This is a genomic window from Amycolatopsis deserti, assembly GCF_014653945.1.
Lineage (GTDB): Bacteria > Actinomycetota > Actinomycetes > Mycobacteriales > Pseudonocardiaceae > Amycolatopsis_E > Amycolatopsis_E deserti.
On record NZ_BNAU01000002.1, the window covers coordinates 1,216,126 to 1,232,078 of the forward strand.

Here is a 15,953-nt window from a genome sequence, read left to right on the forward strand (position 1 = left end):
GGAACCTCGCGATGACTGCAGCCCTCGATTCGGCCACCACCCGCCGCACCGTCGACCTCGGCCCGGCCGTGGAACTGGTCTCCAAGGAAGAGGGGCACCGCCAGCCGCTCGCCCCGGAGTTCGTCTCCGCCGAGGACTTCTCGCCGCTCGAGGTCGCCTACGACTTCGGCCGCGTGCGCCGCGAGGACATCCAGGCCGGCCCGCGCAACATCTGGCGCTACAAGAAGCTGCTCCCGGTGCCCTCGAACGTCGAGGAGATCCCGAACACCGAGCCCGGCTGTACCAGGCTGGTGAAGGCCGACCGGCTCGCCAAGGCTCTCGGCGTGAAGAGCCTGTGGGTCAAGGACGACACCGGCAACCCCACCCACTCGTTCAAGGACCGCGTCGTCGCCGTCGCCCTGGCCGCGGCTCGCGAGTTCGGCTTCGACACCCTGGCCTGCCCGTCCACCGGCAACCTGGCCAACGCCGTCGCCGCGGCCGCCGCCCGCGCCGGCTGGCAGTCCGTGGTGCTGATCCCGTCCTCGCTCGAGCGCGCGAAGGTGCTGACCACCGCGGTGTACGACGGCAACCTCATCGCCGTCGACGGCAACTACGACGACGTGAACCGCCTGGCCACCGAGCTGGCCGCCGAGCACGAGAACTGGGCGTTCGTGAACGTCAACGTGCGCCCCTACTACTCCGAGGGCTCGAAGACGCTGGCCTACGAGGTCGCCGAGCAGCTCGGCTGGCGGATCCCCGAGCAGATCGTCGTGCCGATCGCCTCGGGCTCGCAGCTGACCAAGGTGGACAAGGGCTTCCGCGAGTTCGCCAAGCTCGGCCTGGTCGACGACACCCCGTACAAGGTCTTCGGCGCTCAGGCGGCCGGCTGCTCGCCGGTCTCCACGGCCTTCCGCAACGGCCACGACGTCGTCCAGCCGGTCAAGCCGGACACCATCGCCCGCTCGCTGGCGATCGGCAACCCCGCCGACGGCCCGTACGTGCTCGACACCGTCCGCCGCACCGGCGGCGCGATCGAGGACGTGACCGACGAAGAGGTCGTCGAGGGCATCCGCCTGCTGGCCCGCACCGAGGGCATCTTCACCGAGACCGCCGGTGGTGTCACCGTCGCGACGGCGAAGAAGCTCATCGAGGCCGGTAAGATCGACCCGGACGCCGAGACCGTCCTCCTCATCACCGGCGACGGCCTGAAGACCCTGGACGCGATCGAGAACGAGGTCGGCCCGAAGGCGACGGTCCCGCCGTCGGCGGCGGCCGTGCACGCGGCGCTGGGTCTCTGATCAAAGTTCCACCTCACTTCCCCCGGCGCACCAGCGCCGGACCGGACTGATCGGGGATCACCGCGGTATCGCCGTCGGTGTCCGTGCGGGCGACGAGCGCGCCGTCCGTGGTCAGGGTGTCGAGTGTCGTGCGGTTCGGGTGGCCGTAACGGTTGCCCGGGCCGACGCTCACCAGCGCCAGCCGCGCGGACACCGCGGCCAGGAACTGGGGCAGTGAGAACCTGCTGCCGTGGTGCGGCACCTTCAGGATCTCGGCGTGCAGATCCGTTCCGGCGGCCAGCAGGTCGGCCTGGGCGGCCAGTTCTACATCACCCGTCAGCAGCACTCCGCCCGCCGCCGTGTGCGCCCGTAGCACGACCGAGCCGTTGTTGATCTGTGTTCCGTCGTCGTCCTCTCCTTCCGACACGTATCGGGGACCCAGCACCTCGAGGCTCAGCGCCGGCCACTCGAGCCGCCGCCCCAGGTCCAGTTCGAGCAGCGGCACCCCGTGCCGCGCGGCGATCCGGCCGGCCTGCCGCCACGCCCAGTCGGGCTGCCGCCCGGGCCCCACCGCGATGGCGCCCACCGAGCGCCCCTCGAACACCGAGTCCAGCCCGCCGATGTGGTCGGCGTGCAGGTGGCTCAGCACCACCAGCGGCACCCGCTCGACGCCCAGCCGGTCCAGGCACCGGTCCGCCGGCCCCGGCTCGGGCCCGGCGTCCACCACGATCGCCCGTCCGGGCTCCCCGGTGGCCAGCACGAGGCTGTCGCCCTGACCGACGTCGCACGCGACGACCGCCCAACCCGGCGGCGGCCAGCCGGGCGTGATCACCCTGCCCGGGACGACGACCAGCAGCACCCCGGCGAGCACCAGCGCCAGCAACACCCGCAACCGCCGCCGGCGCAGCGCCAGCACCACGGCGACGGCGATCACCAGCGCGAGGAACCCGCCCCACCAGCCGCTGGGCCACGCCAGCACCGCCCCGGGCACCTCCGACGCCCGCCGCGCCACGAGGATCAACCAGCCCGCCTCCGGCCCGGCCAGCCGGACGACCACTTCGCCACCGGCAGGCCACGCGGTGGCGACGACCGTCGCGAGCGCTCCGAACACCGTCGCCGGGGCGACGACCGGCGCGGCCAGCACGTTCGCCGCCACGCTGACCAGGCTCAGCTGTCCGGCCATCCCGGCCACGACGGGGGCGGTCACCACGAACGCCGCCGCGGGCACGGCCAGCCCCTCCGCGAAACCCGGCGGAACGCCACGTCGCTGGAGGACTTCCGCCCACCGCGGCGCGAGGAGCACCAGCCCGGCCGTCGCGATCACCGAGAGCGCGAATCCGAAGCTCACAGCCATCGCCGGATCCCACGCCACGAGCACGCACGTCGCCGCGGCCAGTGCGGGCACGACCGATCGCTCCCGCCCCAACGCCAGCGCCAGCAGGGCGATCCCGCCCATGACCCCGGCCCGCAGAACGCTCGGCTCGCCGCCCGCCAGGACCACGAACCCGGCCAGCGCCAACCCGGACAATGCCGCTGACAGCCGTGGCCCCGCTCGCAGCAGCCGCAACAGCAGGAGGACGGCGCCGCACACGATCGCGACGTTGGACCCGCTGACGGCCATGAGGTGCGTCAGCCCGGCGTCGGTGAACTCGCGGTCGAGCCGTTCGGACAGCCCGCTCGTATCGCCCACGACGAGACCCGGCACCAGCCCGGCCTGCTCCTCCGGCAGGACGGCGCACGCCTGCCGGAGCGCGTCCCGCATCGACTCGGCGGCCCGCTGCCACCAAGGGGCCTCCGTGGCCTCCGCAGGCGGTCCGCGCACATAGATCGCGGCCACGGTCAGATCGGCGTCCCGAGGCGGCGCCAGCTCACCGCTCGCGGTGATCTCCTGGCCGGGGATGACCTCGCTCCAGGTCGCGAACGGCGCGAGGAGCGCGACCCTGCCGGAGGAAACCACCGGCTGCGCGCCGCGTTCCGCGTGCAGGACCTCAGCCGCGATCACCACCGACCTCGGCCCCGCCTGCTGATCCGCGTATCCGGCCGAACGGACCGGTTTCGGTCGTTCGGTCACCAGCACGTGCAGGGTCACCTCGGTGCCGCGCTGCGCGAGGCCGCGGAGGGGATCGTGCTCCGCCCGGCTCAGGCGGAGGCCGAGCGGCCCGGCCAGCAGGAGACCGGCCACGAGCAGCGCAGCCGCACCCGGCCACCAGCGCGACCGGCCCGGACGCAGCCTGATCAGCAGCACCACGGACACCAGCACTGCCGCGACGCCGCTTGCCAGGGCCAGCCACCACGTCCACAACAGACCGAGCAACGCCCCGAGCCACAGCGTCAGCGCGGCTGGTACCAGACGGAAGTCGTGCCGCACAACGGGTTCGGTGATCACGACACCGTCACCTGGTCCCGCAGCCTGGACAGCCGCGTCTCGCCGATGCCCTCGACCTCGCGCAGCTCGTCGACGGATCGGAAGGTGCCGTGCTGGGTGCGCCAGTCGATGATGCGCTGGGCGGTGACCTCACCGATCCCCGGCAGCGCGTCGAGTTGTTCCGCCGTGGCCGTGTTCAGGTCCACGAGCGCCGGGGCGCCGCCGGCCGCGGCCGGTTGCGACGCGCCGGGTGGTGGCGGCACGCCGACGTAGATCTGCTCGCCATCGGTCAGCTTCCGCGCGAGGTTCAGCGCCGTGACGTCGGTGCCCTCGATCGCGCCTCCGGCCGCGCGCAGGGCGTCCGCGACGCGTGCGCCGCCGGGGACGGTGACCAATCCCGGATTGCGCACCTTGCCCACGACGCTGATCACCAGCGAACTTTCGGCGACCCGGCTCGCGGACGCGGCGACCGGCGGGGGCCGGTCCGGAGCCGCGGGCAGCACCGGCGCGTGTTCGACCGGCGGACTGCCACCGAGGAGCGCGATCGAGGTGCCGACGAGCACCAGGACCGCGACGAGCGCCAGGAGGACCGTGGTCAGGCGACGCCGCTGCGGGCTGCCGGTGAGCGAGGACGGCACCCAGCGCTCGACCAGCCGTCCGACGGCGCCCGGTGGCCCGGTGTCCTGGTCGGCCGTGAGGGCGTGACCGGCGAGCTGCTCGAGCCTGCGGTTGACGGGAATGCCCGGCGATTCCGGGGCTGATCGTTCGAACACGCATTCGACGCTAGGGGGCGCGGGAAGGAGGGAGAAGCGGGAATCGAGGAGGCTGTGGACAAGTGGGGGTCTGTGGACAAGTGGCGCGTTCCGCCGCGGTGGCGCGGCTTTCTGTCGGTGACACGTGGCAGGCTGGAACGTTTGCGTCTCGGCTACTCCGACCGCGCAGCCAACTTCCCCGAGAGCACGAGAGGTAGCGCGGAAGAGGATCAGCACAACACGAAAGAACCCGGATCTGATCTCCGTCCATTCCTGCTCTTGCTTCTCATGGGGAGATCACGCAGAAGAACGCCTTGCCGGAACAACGCGAACGGTCTGTTGATGGGCTGCAACTAGGAGATTGTTCCGGGTCACCCCAGAACGGAAACCACCTTGGTCGTCCTCTGCCTTTTGACGAGCATCTTCAGTTTTTCCCACTTGTGGGATTTGAAGGACAGCCGTTTCCGCCCTGATGGCGACTGCCACGTTCCTCGTCAAGTAGTTCCCGGTCCACCCGGATTTCGTTGCACCACAACGCCGACCACACCAGGCCCGGTGTGCGCACCGATCACCGCGCCCAGTTCGGACACCACGCAGCCCTCGGTGACGCTCAGCCGCTCTTCGATGCGGTTCGCCAGCTCGACCGCGCGCTCCGGTGACGCGAGGTGGTGCACGGCGACCTCCACCGGTTCCCCGCGGGCGGCCTCCTCGGCGAGTTCGACCAGGCGCGCGATGGCGCGGTTCATCGTCCGCACCTTCTCCAGCGGTTTGATCCGGCCGTCGTCGAGGTGCAGTACCGGCTTCATGGCCAGCGCGGTGCCCAGCAGCGCCGCCGCCGCGCCGATCCGCCCGCCGCGCCGCAGGTACTCCAGGGTCTCGACCACGAACAGCGTCTCCGAGCAACGCACCGCCGCCGTCGCGGCCGCTTCGACCTCCTTCGCCGAAGCGCCGGCCGACGCCGCGCGCGCCGCGTGCAACGCCGCGAACCCGAGGCCCATCGCCGTCCCGCGCGAATCGACGACCCGCACGCGGTCCGGCCCCACCTCCTGCGCCGCCAGCACCGCGGACTCCCAGGTCCCGGAGATCTCGCTGGACAGGTGGATCGAGACGACCGAGTCCGCGCCCTCCTCCAGCGCTTCCCGGAACGCCGCGGCGAACTCGCCGGGCGTCGGCCGGGACGTGGTCACGATCCGGCGCTGCCCCAGCGCCTCGGCGAGCGCCGACGCCCCCACCTCGACGCCGTCCAGTGCCGCGAGCCCGTCGATGAGCACGTGCAGCGGGACGACGCGCAGGGCGTAGCGCTCGGCGAAGCCCTCAGGCAGATGGGCGGTGGAATCCGTGATGACGGCGACCGGCACGACCGCCAGCCTACGTGCCGGCCGGCGATCCGCCGGGGGCCAGGAGCGGACCGATCAACCCTGCCATCGCCTTGCCGACGAGCGCGTGCCCCTCCCAGCCCCAGTGCATGCCGTCCGGGTTGCCGCGCCCGCTCAGGACGTGCTCCCCCACCACCTCGGCCAGGTTCAGCAGCGGTACGCCCACCCGCCGCGACCAGGCGGCGATGGCGGCGGCCGTCTCTTCCCGCCCGGTGTGCACGTTGCCGTAGGACGAGGCACGGTGGACGCTGGGCAGGACGGCCACGATCGGCATCTCCGGCCGCAGGATGCGCAGCGCGTAGACCGCCCGGTCGAGGTAGTGCACCGTCAGCTTCGCCGGCAGGACCCGCGGGCGTCCGCGCAACGCGACCGCCAGCCGAGGCTGGGCCGCCAGGTACGCCTTCCGGACGGTGCGCCGGAACCGCGCCGGCCGCAGGTACCGCAGGCCACCGCGCAGGTAGGTCGGCAACGGCGAAGGCAGCGTGTCCATGCTACCGACGGCCAGCACCACGGCGTCGGCGTGCTTCAGATCGGCCCACACCCGGGGGTCGCCGATCATCGCCCACCACGCGTCGCGCGCGGTCCAGCCCGCGGACGCCACGAGGTCCGCGGTCCCGCCGAGAGCCGCGGCGGCGATGTTCGGCCACAGACGCGGCTCGTCGGCCGCGCAGGGGCTCTCCGGGCCCTGGAAACTCAGCGAGTCACCGAAGACCAGCAGCCGCGGCATCTCAGCCGAGCATTCCGGCGTTGTAGGCGTGCAGCCGCCAGCGGTCGTCGCGCAGGCCCAGCTCGACCCAGTGGCAGTTGCCGATCCCACCGAGCTGCGGCCACGCCTCCACCGGCAGGTCCAGGAGCTTGCCGGTGAGGGCGGTGATCAAGCCGCCGTGCGCGGCCAGCAGCACCGTCTCACCCGGGTCGTCGCCGGCCAGCAGGTCGTTGACGACCTCGGAGGCGCGCTCTGCGACCTCGACGCGGGATTCGCCGCCCGGGGGCGCCCAGGTGGCGTCCACGCGCCAGATGGCGCGGTCGCCGGGCCAGCCCTCGTCGACCTCGGCGCCGGTCAGGCCCTGCCATTCACCCAGGTGGGTCTCCCGCAGGCGCTTGTCGATGCGCAGCGGCACCCCGATCGCCTCGGTGAGCACGGTCGCGGTGTCCATGGCCCGGTGCAGGTCGGACGAGATGACCAGGTCGGGCTGGAAACGCGCGAGCGCGGGCGCGGCGAAGCGGGCCTGGTTCCAGCCCACCTCGGTCAGCGCCGAGTCCAGGTGGCCCTGCATGCGCCCGGCGGCGTTGTAGTCGGTCTCCCCGTGCCGCCACATCACGAGGCGGCGGAAGCTCACGAGGCGTCCCCGGCGTCGACGGCCTCGGTGAGCCCGTCGACCTCGATGCGCGGGCAGTCCTTCCAGAGCCGCTCGATGCCGTAGAAGGAGCGCTCCTCGTCGTGCTGCACGTGGACCACGACGTCGACGAAGTCGAGCAGGACCCAGCGGCCCTCGCGCGCGCCCTCGCGGCGGACCGGCTTGTGCCCGGCCTCCCGCAGCTTCTCCTCGACGTTGTCCACGATGGCCCCCACCTGGCGCTCGTTGGGCGCCGAGGCGATGACGAACACGTCGGTGATGACGAGTTGCTCGGAGACGTCCAGCACCACCACGTCGGTGGCCTTCTTGTCCGCGGCGGCGTGTGCCGCCACGGTCGCGATGTCTCGTGCCTGGGACGTCGCTGCCACTCCTGTGCTCCCTCATCCTGAGACCGTCGGTCCACCGAGGGTACCTGCCGCCGTCCACGGCCCCGGCGGCGTGTCAGGCGGGCTTGCGGTACAGCCCCCGCTTGTCGATGTACCGGACCACGCCGTCGGGCACCAGGTACCAGATCGGTTCGCCGTGCTCGACGCGGTCCCGGCAGCCGGTCGACGAGATCGCCATCGCGGTGACCTCGACCAGGCTCACCTTGCCGCTGGGCAGGTGGTGGTCGTTGAGCTTGTACCCGGGCCTGGTGACGCCGATGAAATGCGCCAGCGTGAACAGCTCGTCGGCGTTGTGCCAGGTCAGGATCTGTTCGAGCGCGTCGGCGCCGGTGATGAAGAAGAGCTCGTCCTCGGGGTACTCGGCCTTCAGGTCGCGCAGGGTGTCGACGGTGTAGGTCTCGCCGCCGCGGTCGATGTCCACCCGGCTCACCGAGAAGACCGGGTTCGAGGCGGTGGCGATGACCGTCATGAGGTAGCGGTCCTCGGCCCGGGTGACCTGCCTGCCGGACTTCTGCCACGGCTGGCCGGTCGGCACGAAGATCACTTCGTCGAGGTCGAACCGGGACTGCACCTCACTGGCCGCGACGAGGTGGCCGTGGTGGACGGGGTCGAAAGTGCCGCCCATGACCCCGATTCGGCGTGGTGACATGAACGGATCGTAGAAGCGCGAGTGCGCGGGTACTGCCCCGCTCCCCGGTAACAGCACCCGCGCACTTCGCTCCGCCGGCGGTTCGAGGGGAACCTCCGGAGGCCCCGACAGCCAGGAGACTCCGCCGTTCGGGTGTCCTGATGCGAGCATTCGTTGTGTTCTGCGTCACATTACTCGACGACTGGTCCACTCGTGCGGTACTCGGCTCGGTTTCGTCGGAGCCTTGGGGTAGACGTGGACCCGTGGACCTTCACCTCCTGCGCGAACGAGCCGAAACGCTGCTCCGGGCATTGGCCGGGGACGGCGCGACCCTGCGCGACGACCAGTGGACAGCCATCGAAGCGCTGGTCGCCCACCGCAGGCGCGCCCTCGTCGTGCAGCGCACCGGCTGGGGCAAGTCGGCCGTGTACTTCCTGGCCACCGCCCTGCTGCGCGAGCGCGGAGCGGGCCCGACGGTGATCATCTCGCCGCTGCTGGCGCTGATGCGCAACCAGATCGCCGCCGCCGGGCGAGCCGGCATCCACGCGGCGACGATGAACTCGGCCAACCAGCAGGAGTGGGACGACGTGCAGGCGCGCATCGCGGCCGGCGAGATCGACGTGCTGCTGGTGAGCCCGGAGCGGCTGAACAACCCGGACTTCCGCGACACGGTGCTGCCCAAGTTGACCACGACGGCCGGGTTGCTGGTGGTCGACGAGGCGCACTGCATCTCCGACTGGGGCCACGACTTCCGGCCCGACTACCGGCGCCTGCGCACCCTGCTGGCGGGGCTGCCGGAGGGGGTGCCCGTGCTGGCGACCACCGCGACCGCCAACGACCGGGTGGTCACCGACGTCGCCGAGCAACTCGGGCTCGGGCAGGGCGGCGACACGCTGGTGCTGCGCGGGCCGCTCGACCGGGAGAGCCTGCACCTGTCGGTGGCGAAGCTGCCCACCCCGCAGGCACGGCTGGCCTGGCTCGCGGACCGGCTCGGCGAGCTGCCGGGGTCCGGCATCATCTACACGCTCACCGTCGCGGCTGCGCACGACATCGCGGAGATGCTGCGCGAGCGCGGGTTCCCGGTCGCGGCGTACACGGGCAAGACCGATCCGGCCGAACGCGAGGCGGCGGAGGACGACCTGCTCGCCAACCGGGTCAAGGCGCTGGTGGCGACTTCCGCGCTGGGCATGGGTTTCGACAAGCCGGATCTGGGGTTCGTCGTCCATGTCGGAGCGCCGTCCTCGCCGATCGCCTACTACCAGCAGGTCGGGCGCGCCGGGCGTGGCGTGCGCCGGGCCGAGGTGATCCTGCTGCCGGGTCAGGAGGACGCCGAGATCTGGCGGTACTTCTCCTCGCTCGCCTTCCCGGACGAGCAGAGGGTCAACCAGGTGCTCAACGCGCTCGCGTACGCCGACCGGCCATTGTCGACGGTGGCGCTCGAGCCGATGGTCGAACTGTCCCGGTCGCGGCTGGAGATGGTGCTGAAGGTGCTCGACGTGGACGGCGCGGTGCGGCGCGTGAAGGGCGGCTGGGAGGCGACCGGGCAGGACTGGCACTACGAGCGCGAACGGTACGAGCGCGTCGCCCAGGCGCGGCGGGCGGAGCAACAGGCGATGCTGGAGTACCAGGACACCACGTCGTGCCGGATGGAGTTCCTGCGCCGCCAGCTCGACGACCCGTTCGCCGAGCCGTGTGGGCGGTGCGACAACTGCACCGGCGAGCACCGGGACCTGACGGTATCGGCGGAGGCGGTCGAGAAGACCGATGAGCGGCTCCGGCGGCCGGGGGTCGAGGTGAGCCCGCGCCGCCAGTGGCCGACGGGCATGGGGTCGCTCGACGTGCCGCTGTCCGGACGGATCGGGAAGGGCGAGCTGGCCGAGCCGGGGCGGACGCTGGGCCGGCTGACGGACGTCGGGTGGGGCGGCCCGTTGCGGGAGCTGGTCGGCGAGCGGGCGACGGACGGTGCGGTTCCGGAGGCGGTTTTCCAGGCGTGTGTTCAGGTTCTGGCGGCCTGGCGGTGGGAGCAGCGACCGGTGGCCGTGGTAGCGCTGCCGTCCGCGACCAGGCCGCGTCTGGTGCACGACCTCGCGACCCGGCTAGCGCACATCGGGCGGCTGCGCTTCCTCGGCGCGCTGGAAAGCCGGGGTGGCCGACCTCGACGGGCGAACAGCGCGCAACGGGTGGCGGATCTGTGGCAATTGCTTGCGGTGCCGGGTGATGTGGCCGCCGAGTTGTCCGCTGTGGATGGTCCGGTGTTGCTTGTGGACGATCTGGTGGACACCGGCTGGACGATGACGCTGGCCGCGCGGCTGCTGCGCCAGGGCGGGGCGCCGGCCGTGCTGCCGTTCGCACTGGCGAGCACGAACTGAGGGGAGGAATGGGATTGATGAGATATCGGTAATCGGCTGTTTCGCAGGCATGGCAGGGATCCCGGAACTGGAGGGCGGTGGTGGGCTTCCGCCCGGCCACCCGTGCACCTTCGGTGCGGTGCGTGGTGTGCCAGCCTCCCGGGCGTCCGCACATCGCGGCCGCGAGCGGCCGTGGCAATTCGGGTTCGCTAGGCTACAGGCCGGCGATGCGGCCGGGCGCCGCGATAGTCACCCACGCTAGGCAGGCACGATGTGGAGGCCGCCCGCGCCAAGAGGCAACGGGTCAACGCCGGCTGGGCCGACCGGGGACGGCCGGGGCGGTCTGATCGCCATCGGCGCCGGCCGGGGCGCTGGGTGAGACCACCCGCGCCAGGCGGGCAGCGTGTAGGCCAGCCGTGTTAGGCGCCCAGCGTGTCACGACCGCCTGCGCCGGGCTGCACGGCGCCTCCTCGACCGCGCCGCAGCGGCGCGGTAATCGGCGACTGAGTGGTCCGGGCAGCGTGGGGCGAGCGTTCACGGCGGGGCGCGGTGCGCCCGCCACCTCCGCCCGGCCGCACAGCGCCTCCCCCAGCCGCGCCGCCGGCGGCACGCTCACCAGCGCCAACATCGTCCGAGCAACGCGCGGTGCGCACCCACCGCAGGGCGCGGTGCGCCCGCGACCTGCGCCAGGCCGCACAGCGCCTCCCCCAGCCCGCCGCGGGCGGCACGCTCACCGGCGCCGGCATCATTCCGGCAGCGCGCGGCGAGCGCCCCGGGCGGGGGTGTGATGCATCCGCCGCGTGGGTGTCACTCGCGCACGCCCATGCAGAAAAGTGCAGCTCAGCCCCTTCCGGGCGGAAAGCGATCTTTCGGTCTGGGCCGAGGTGTGGCATTGTCCCACCCCATCGGGTGAACGTGGAGGTACGCCGTGGTTGAGTCGAAGGTGGGCACGCAAGTCCGGCACCGGCTGCCCGTCCGGAAGTTGTTCGCGGCCAGCGTCGGCAACGCGCTGGAGTGGTTCGACTGGACGATCTACGCGACGTTCAGCATCTACTTCGCCACCGCGTTCTTCCCCGCGGGCAACGACCTGCTCGCCCAGATCAACACCTTCGCCACCTACGCGCTCGCCTTCTTCTTCCGGCCCCTCGGCGGCCTGTTGCTCGGCCGGTTCGCCGACGTCCGCGGCCGCAAGCCGGCCATGATCCTCACCATCACGCTCATGGCGGGCGGCTCCATCGTCATCGCGATCCTGCCGACCTTCCAACAGGTCGGCTGGCTGGCCCCGATCCTGCTGCTCCTCGCCCGCATCGCGCAGGGGCTCTCCCTCGGCGGCGAAGTCTCCAACGCCTCCGCCTACCTCGGCGAGATCGCGCCCCCGAAGTGGCGCGGCCGCTACTCGTCCTTCTTCTACATCTCCACCGGCTCCGCCGTGCTCCTCGCCTCGGTGCTCGGTTTCGTCCTCGCCCGCACCGTGGACAAGGCCGACATGAGCTCCTGGGGCTGGCGCATCCCGTTCCTGCTCGGCGGCGTCCTCGGCATCGTCGGCCTGTGGCTGCGCCGCAGCCTGTCCGAGACCGAACAGTTCGAGCAGAACAAGAGCCGCGCCCAGCGCGTCCGCCGCCCCCTGCTCACCACCCTGCGCGAACACCCCAAGGCCGTTGTCCAGCTCGTCGGCATCAGCATGCTCTCGACGCTGTGCTACTACACGTTCTTCAGCGCCCTCACGCCGTTCGCGGTCAAGACCCGCCACGTCAACGACGTCGACGTCTTCCTCGCCCTGTCCATCGGCACCGCGCTGTTCGTCGCGCTCCAGTACCCCTTCGGCGCGCTCTCCGACCGCATCGGGCGCAAGCCCCAGCTGTTCGTCTGGTCCGCGGCCACCGCGATCCTCATCGTGCCGCTGTCCACACTGGTCAAACCCGGCCTGGGCAACCTGCTCGTCGTCTTCTGCGTCGGCCTCGGGCTCTACGCGGCGCTGTCCAGCCTCGCCCCGGCGATCATGAGCGAGCTGTTCCCCACCGAGCTGCGCGGCCTCGGCATCGGCGCCTGGTACAACCTCACCGTCGCCGTGTTCGGCGGCACCGCTCCCCTGGTCATCAGCGCGCTCTCCGCCGCCGGGGCGTCGATCCTGTTCTTCTGGTACGTCGCGGCCGGCGCGGTGATCGCGTTCCTGGTGCTCCTCACCCTGCCCGAGACGAAGGGCTCCGAACTGCGCTAACGGCGGAAGGGCACCAGATCGTCGGCGTGCACGACCTCGCGGCGCTGCTCCTCCGGCAGCTCGTGGCTGGACCGGCCGATCAGCTCGGGCAGCTCCCCCGCGTCGAACGCCACGACGCCGCGCGCGACCACACGCTGCGCCGGGTCGACCAGCTCCACCACGTCGCCCGCCTCGAAGTCACCGTCCACACCGGTGATTCCGGCGGCCAGCAGCGACCGGCGGCGCCGCACGACGGCGGCCACCGCACCGTCGTCGAGATGCAGGCGACCGCGGGTCCCGGCCGCGTGGCCGAGCCAGAAACGGCGCGCGGACAGCCGGCTGTCGGCCGCCCGGAACGCGGTGCCGACCTCGGCGGTGGACAACGCCCGGGCAGCGTCGGAAGCCGCGGCCAGCAGCACCGGAATTCCCGCCGACGCCGCCGTGCGCGCCGCCGCCAGCTTGGACACCATGCCGCCGGTGCCGAGGCCCGAGCTGGACATGCCGACGGCGATGCCCTCCAGGTCCGCGGGCCCGGTGACCTCGGGGATGCGCCGCGTCGAGCCGGACCGCGGATCCCCGTCGTACAGGCCGTCCACATCGGACAGCAGGACCAGCGCGTCGGCGCCGATCAGGTGTGCCACCAGCGCGGCCAGCCGGTCGTTGTCGCCGAACTTGATCTCCTCGGTGGCCACCGTGTCGTTCTCGTTGACCACCGGCACCGCGCCCAGCGCGAGCAGGCGGGAGAACGTCCGCTGCGCGTTGCGGTAGTGCGCGCGCCGCACCACATCGTCGGACGTGAGCAGCACCTGGCCCACGGTCAGCGCGTACCGCCCGAACGACTCCGCGTAGGCGTGCGCGAGCTGCAGCTGACCGACGCTCGCGGCGGCCTGCTGGGTGGCGAGGTCCCGCGGGCGCTTGCCGAGCGCTAGCGGCGCCAGCCCGGCGCCGATCGCGCCGGAGGACACCAGCACGATCTGGCTGCCCCGCGCGATCCGCGCCGCGATGGCGTCGACCAGCGCGTTCAGCCGCGTCACGTCGAGCCCGTCGCCTGCGGTGGTCAGCGCCGACGAACCGACCTTGACGACCAGCCGTTCGGCCGCCGCGACGGCTTTGCGGGCCACGCTCATCGTGCTGTCGCGTCCTCGTCCTCGGGCTGGTCCGGCCCGTCGCGCCGGATGCGCCGGGCTTCCTTGCGCTCGGCGGCCGACACGCGGTTGTTCTGCTCCAGCCGCACGTCGGTGCCCCGGCCGGTCATGTGCGCCGCCACGCCCGGCGTGGACGGCTCCCACTCGAACGTGATGTCGCCGATCGTCACCGGGCAGCCCGGCTCCGCGCCGCGCTTGGCTAGCGCGTCCTCGACGCCCAGCCGGTTGAGCCGGTCGGCGAGGTAGCCCACGGCTTCATCGTTGCCGAAGTCGGTCTGCCGGATCCACCGCTCGGGACGCGCGCCCCGCACGATGAAGCCGCCCGGCTCCTCGGGGTCCTCCTCGATGGTGAAGCCGGAGTCGTCGACCGCCACCGGCCGCAGCACGATCCGCGTCGGCTCCGCCGCCGGCTGCGCGGCCCGGTACTTCTCGACCTCCCTGGCCAGCGCGTACGTCAGCTCGCGCAGGCCCTGGCGGGTCACCGTGGAGACCTCGAACACCGGCAGACCCCGCGACTCGAACTCGGGGCGCACCATCTCGGCCAGCTCGGCGGCGTCGGGCACGTCGATCTTGTTGAGCACCACGACCCGCGGCCGCGAGTCCAGGTCGCCGCCCAGTGCCGGGGTGTAGCGCGCCAGCTCGGCCTCGAGGGCGTCCACGTCGGACACCGGGTCGCGGCCCGGGTCGTAGGTGGCGCAGTCGACGACGTGCACCAGCACGGCACAGCGCTCGATGTGGCGGAGGAAGTCCAGGCCGAGGCCCTTGCCCTCGCTGGCGCCGGGGATCAGGCCCGGCACGTCCGCCATGGTGAACACGGTGTCGCCCGCGTTGACCACGCCGAGGTTCGGCACGAGCGTGGTGAACGGGTAGTCGGCGATCTTCGGCTTGGCCGCGGACAGCACCGAGATCAGCGACGACTTGCCCGCGGACGGGAAACCGAGCAGGCCCGCGTCGGCGACCGAGCGCAGCTCCAGCACCAGGCTGCGCTGCTCGCCGGGCTCGCCGAGGAGGGCGAAGCCGGGCGCCTTGCGGGCTTTGGACGCCAGCGCCGCGTTGCCGAGGCCGCCGCGCCCGCCCTGGGCGGCGACGAACGTCGTGCCCGGGCCGACCAGGTCCGCGAGGACCTCGCCGTCCTCGGACATCACGACCGTGCCGTCGGGCACCTTGAGTTCCAGGGTCTCGCCGGCCGCGCCGGCGCGGTGGCTGCCCTGGCCCTGGCGGCCGTTGGTGGCCTTCGCGTGCGGGTGGAAGTGGAAGTCGAGCAGCGTGTGCACGTTCGGGTCGACGACGAGCCGTACGTCGCCGCCGTTTCCGCCGTTGCCCCCGTCGGGGCCGCCGAGCGGCTTGAACTTCTCGCGGTGGATCGAGGCACAGCCGTGCCCGCCGTCGCCCGCGGCGACGTGGATCACCGCGCGGTCAACGAACCGGGACGCCATCGTGAAGCCTCTTCTCGTTTTTCGGAGGGATATCAGCCATCTTCAGCAACAAGGGGCGGGACCGGATCTGTTCCGGGCCCGCCCCTCGCTGAAGGTGCTGGGTTGTCTAGCCGGACCCTCAGGCCTCGGCCGGGACGATGTTGACCGTCTTGCGGCCACGCTTCGAGCCGAACTCCACGGTGCCCGCCGAGAGGGCGAACAGCGTGTCGTCGCCGCCGCGGCCGACGTTCAGGCCGGGGTGGAACTTGGTGCCGCGCTGGCGGACCAGGATCTCACCGGCGTTCACGAGCTGACCACCGTAGCGCTTGACGCCGAGGTACTGGGGGTTGGAGTCGCGCCCGTTGCGGGAGCTGGACGCACCCTTCTTGTGTGCCATGGCTCCTGCAGCTCCTTACTTCGTGATTCCGGTGACCTCGACGCGGGTCAGCTGCTGACGGTGACCCTGCCGCTTGTGGTACCCGGTCTTGTTCTTGAACTTGTGGATGCGGATCTTGGGACCCTTGGTCTGCTCGACGACCTTGCCGGTGACCGAGATCTTCGCGAGTGCTTCGGCATCCGCCGTGACATCGCTGCCGTCGACGTACAGCACGGCGGGGAAAGAGTGCTCGGTGCCCGGCTTGCCCTCGAGCTTCTCGACCTCGACGACGTCGCCGACGGCCACCTTGTACTGCTTGCCGCCGGTCTTGACGATCGCGTACGCCGACAC

Annotated in this window: 14 protein-coding genes; 3 read left to right on the plus strand and 11 right to left on the minus strand. The window is 71.9% G+C overall.

Annotation, left to right across the window (positions count from 1 at the left end):
- Positions 1-11: 11 nt before the first annotated feature.
- Positions 12-1,277, plus strand: coding sequence for a threonine synthase (gene thrC / locus IE290_RS14155; protein WP_191244987.1), 1,266 nt, complete (start codon positions 12-14; stop codon positions 1,275-1,277).
- A gap of 13 nt (positions 1,278-1,290) precedes the next feature.
- Here thrC and IE290_RS14160 read toward each other — a convergent pair whose 3' ends face one another.
- The 7 genes from IE290_RS14160 to nadD form a co-directional block, all read right to left on the minus strand.
- On the minus strand, positions 1,291-3,642 hold the full coding sequence (locus tag IE290_RS14160) for a ComEC/Rec2 family competence protein (RefSeq protein ID WP_229874469.1): 2,352 nt from the start codon (positions 3,640-3,642) through the stop codon (positions 1,291-1,293).
- On the minus strand, positions 3,639-4,394 hold the full coding sequence (locus IE290_RS14165; protein WP_191244988.1) for a ComEA family DNA-binding protein: 756 nt from the start codon (positions 4,392-4,394) through the stop codon (positions 3,639-3,641). The genes IE290_RS14160 and IE290_RS14165 overlap by 4 nt, the downstream gene beginning before the upstream one ends.
- 473 nt (positions 4,395-4,867) lie before the next feature.
- On the minus strand, positions 4,868-5,731 hold the full coding sequence (locus tag IE290_RS14170; protein WP_191244989.1) for a DegV family protein: 864 nt from the start codon (positions 5,729-5,731) through the stop codon (positions 4,868-4,870).
- 10 nt (positions 5,732-5,741) lie between these two features.
- A complete protein-coding gene (gene octT, locus IE290_RS14175) occupies positions 5,742-6,476 on the minus strand; it encodes a diglucosylglycerate octanoyltransferase (RefSeq protein ID WP_191244990.1) in 735 nt (244 codons plus the stop codon).
- Position 6,477: 1 nt separating this feature from the next.
- The gene (locus IE290_RS14180; RefSeq protein WP_191244991.1) at positions 6,478-7,089 is read right to left on the minus strand and encodes a histidine phosphatase family protein; all 612 of its coding nucleotides are present in this window, start codon (positions 7,087-7,089) and stop codon (positions 6,478-6,480) included.
- Complete coding sequence (gene rsfS, locus IE290_RS14185) at positions 7,086-7,475, minus strand: ribosome silencing factor (protein ID WP_191244992.1); 390 nt, start codon at positions 7,473-7,475, stop codon at positions 7,086-7,088. The genes IE290_RS14180 and rsfS overlap by 4 nt, the downstream gene beginning before the upstream one ends.
- Before the next feature lie 73 nt (positions 7,476-7,548).
- Positions 7,549-8,142: a nicotinate-nucleotide adenylyltransferase gene (gene nadD / locus IE290_RS14190; protein ID WP_191244993.1), complete on the minus strand. Its 594-nt coding sequence runs from the start codon at positions 8,140-8,142 to the stop codon at positions 7,549-7,551.
- A 242-nt stretch (positions 8,143-8,384) separates the two neighbouring features.
- Between nadD and IE290_RS14195 the strand changes: the two genes are divergently transcribed.
- A complete protein-coding gene (locus tag IE290_RS14195) occupies positions 8,385-10,490 on the plus strand; it encodes a RecQ family ATP-dependent DNA helicase (protein ID WP_191244994.1) in 2,106 nt (701 codons plus the stop codon).
- Between the two features lie 907 nt (positions 10,491-11,397).
- Positions 11,398-12,687, plus strand: a complete 1,290-nt coding sequence (locus IE290_RS14200) for an MFS transporter (RefSeq protein WP_191244995.1) — start codon at positions 11,398-11,400, stop codon at positions 12,685-12,687.
- On the opposite strand, the gene proB is transcribed toward IE290_RS14200, so the two are convergent.
- The 4 genes from proB to rplU all read right to left on the minus strand — a co-directional run bounded on the left by proB (position 12,684) and on the right by rplU (position 15,953).
- Complete coding sequence (proB, locus tag IE290_RS14205) at positions 12,684-13,793, minus strand: glutamate 5-kinase (protein ID WP_191244996.1); 1,110 nt, start codon at positions 13,791-13,793, stop codon at positions 12,684-12,686. The two genes, IE290_RS14200 and proB, sit on opposite strands and share 4 nt — an antisense overlap.
- On the minus strand, positions 13,790-15,247 hold the full coding sequence (gene obgE / locus IE290_RS14210) for a GTPase ObgE (RefSeq protein ID WP_191244997.1): 1,458 nt from the start codon (positions 15,245-15,247) through the stop codon (positions 13,790-13,792). Before obgE ends, proB begins: the two co-directional genes overlap by 4 nt.
- Positions 15,248-15,365: 118 nt before the next feature.
- On the minus strand, positions 15,366-15,623 hold the full coding sequence (gene rpmA, locus IE290_RS14215; protein WP_094007727.1) for a 50S ribosomal protein L27: 258 nt from the start codon (positions 15,621-15,623) through the stop codon (positions 15,366-15,368).
- A gap of 15 nt (positions 15,624-15,638) precedes the next feature.
- Complete coding sequence (gene rplU, locus IE290_RS14220; RefSeq protein ID WP_094007728.1) at positions 15,639-15,953, minus strand: 50S ribosomal protein L21; 315 nt, start codon at positions 15,951-15,953, stop codon at positions 15,639-15,641.

What these genes read in the sequence shown, in the direction of transcription:
- proB (WP_191244996.1), bottom strand. Translation starts at nt 13,793, where the DNA reads ATGAGCGTGGCCCGCAAAGCCGTCGCGGCGGCCGAACGGCTGGTCGTC.
- rpmA (WP_094007727.1), bottom strand. Translation starts at nt 15,623, where the DNA reads ATGGCACACAAGAAGGGTGCGTCCAGCTCCCGCAACGGGCGCGACTCC.
- octT (WP_191244990.1), bottom strand. Translation starts at nt 6,476, where the DNA reads ATGCCGCGGCTGCTGGTCTTCGGTGACTCGCTGAGTTTCCAGGGCCCG.
- nadD (WP_191244993.1), bottom strand. Translation starts at nt 8,142, where the DNA reads ATGTCACCACGCCGAATCGGGGTCATGGGCGGCACTTTCGACCCCGTC.
- thrC (WP_191244987.1), top strand. Translation starts at nt 12, where the DNA reads ATGACTGCAGCCCTCGATTCGGCCACCACCCGCCGCACCGTCGACCTC.
- obgE (WP_191244997.1), bottom strand. Translation starts at nt 15,247, where the DNA reads ATGGCGTCCCGGTTCGTTGACCGCGCGGTGATCCACGTCGCCGCGGGC.